Consider the following 2,500-nt stretch of genomic DNA (forward strand, 5'->3'; position numbering starts at 1 on the left):
AAAACCCCCAGCCAGTTGGCTGGGGGTTTAGGGGTAAAGCCCCTGGCGATGACCTACTCTTGCATGGCTTAGGCCACACTACCATCGGCGCAGCTGCGTTTCACTTCCGTGTTCGGGATGGGAACGGGTGGGACCACAGCGCTAATTTCACCAGGGAGACGGTTGGAGCGTCGCCATCCGAAGGGATGAGGCGCCTGTCTCACATAGGGTCTTGTGACGTAGCGGGCATTGGATTCTCATCGACGTTGCCGTCGAGTCCAAGGCCACTTGAGGTTATATGGTCAAGCCGCACGGATCATTAGTATCAGTTAGCTCAACGCCTTGCAGCGCTTACACACCTGACCTATCAACCACGTAGTCTACATGGTTCCTTCAGGGGGCTTGTGCCCCGGGAAGTCTCATCTTGAGGCGCGCTTCCCGCTTAGATGCTTTCAGCGGTTATCGCTTCCGAACATAGCTACCCGGCAATGCCACTGGCGTGACAACCGGAACACCAGAGGTTCGTCCACTCCGGTCCTCTCGTACTAGGAGCAGCCCCTCTCAAACTTCCAACGCCCATGGCAGATAGGGACCGAACTGTCTCACGACGTTCTGAACCCAGCTCGCGTACCACTTTAAATGGCGAACAGCCATACCCTTGGGACCGACTACAGCCCCAGGATGTGATGAGCCGACATCGAGGTGCCAAACACCGCCGTCGATATGAACTCTTGGGCGGTATCAGCCTGTTATCCCCGGAGTACCTTTTATCCGTTGAGCGATGGCCCTTCCATACAGAACCACCGGATCACTAAGTCCTACTTTCGTACCTGCTTGAGCCGTCGCTCTTGCAGTCAAGCACGCTTATGCCTTTGCACACAGTGCGCGATGTCCGACCGCGCTGAGCGTACCTTCGAGCTCCTCCGTTACTCTTTGGGAGGAGACCGCCCCAGTCAAACTACCCACCATACATGGTCCCCGACCCGGATTACGGGCCTAGGTTAGAACGTCAAGCACATCAGGGTGGTATTTCAAGGTTGGCTCCACCACAGCTAGCGCCATGGTTTCATAGCCTCCCACCTATCCTACACAGACGAACTCAACGTTCAATGTAAAGCTATAGTAAAGGTTCACGGGGTCTTTCCGTCTTGCCACGGGAACGCTGCATCTTCACAGCGATTTCAATTTCACTGAGTCTCGGGTGGAGACAGCGCCGCTGTCGTTACGCCATTCGTGCAGGTCGGAACTTACCCGACAAGGAATTTCGCTACCTTAGGACCGTTATAGTTACGGCCGCCGTTTACTGGGGCTTCGATCAAGAGCTTCGCCTTGCGGCTGACCCCATCAATTAACCTTCCAGCACCGGGCAGGCGTCACACCCTATACGTCCACTTTCGTGTTTGCAGAGTGCTGTGTTTTTGATAAACAGTCGCAGCGGCCTGGTTTCTGAGGCCCTCTTCAGCTCAGCTGCGCATGCAGCCACCAAAAAGGGCGCACCTTCTCCCGAAGTTACGGTGCCATGTTGCCTAGTTCCTTCACCCGAGTTCTCTCAAGCGCCTGAGAATTCTCATCCTACCCACCTGTGTCGGTTTACGGTACGGTCTTCGTGAGCTGAAGCTTAGGAGCTTTTCCTGGAAGCGTGGTATCAGTGACTTCGCTCTAATGAGCTCGTCTCGGTGCTCGGTGTTAAAGGAACCCGGATTTGCCAAAGTTCCACACCTACCGCCTTTCCCCGGGACAACCAACGCCCGGTACACCTAACCTTCTCCGTCCCTCCATCGCACTCACGCGAGGTGCAGGAATATTAACCTGCTTCCCATCGACTACGGCTTTCGCCCTCGCCTTAGGGACCGACTAACCCTGCGTCGATTAACGTTGCGCAAGGAAACCTTGGGCTTTCGGCGTGCGGGCTTTTCACCCGCATTATCGTTACTCATGTCAGCATTCGCACTTCCGATACCTCCAGCAGCCTTCTCAAGCCACCTTCGCAGGCTTACGGAACGCTCCTCTACCGCGCACACATAAGTGTGCACCCCAAGCTTCGGTTTAGTGCTTAGCCCCGTTAAATCTTCCGCGCAGACCGACTCGACCAGTGAGCTATTACGCTTTCTTTAAAGGGTGGCTGCTTCTAAGCCAACCTCCTGGCTGTCTGTGCCTTTCCACATCGTTTTCCACTTAGCACTAAATTTGGGACCTTAGCTGTGGGTCTGGGTTGTTTCCCTTTTCACGACGGACGTTAGCACCCGCCGTGTGTCTCCCATACAGTCCGTCTTGGTATTCGGAGTTTGCCATGGTTTGCTAAGACGCGATGTCCCGCTAGCCATAACAGTGCTCTACCCCCAAGAGGATACATATGAGGCGCTACCTAAATAGCTTTCGAGGAGAACCAGCTATCTCCGGGTTCGATTAGCTTTTCACTCCTAATCACACCTCATCCCCTACCTTTGCAACGGGAGTGGGTTCGGGCCTCCAGTACCTGTTACGGCACCTTCACCCTGGGCATGACTAGATCACCCGGTTT

2 rRNA genes (1 of these 2 cut by a window edge) are annotated in these 2,500 nt (G+C 54.9%); both read right to left on the reverse strand.

Features of this window, described 5'->3' with window-relative positions:
* Positions 1-40 precede the first annotated feature (40 nt).
* Positions 41-155, reverse strand: a 5S ribosomal RNA gene (gene rrf / locus AC3DEZ_RS00005).
* A 122-nt stretch (positions 156-277) separates the two neighbouring features.
* Positions 278-2,500 (reverse strand): 23S ribosomal RNA (locus AC3DEZ_RS00010) (it continues 656 nt past the right edge of the window).

The organism is Pseudoxanthomonas sp. 134C1 (assembly GCF_057773065.1).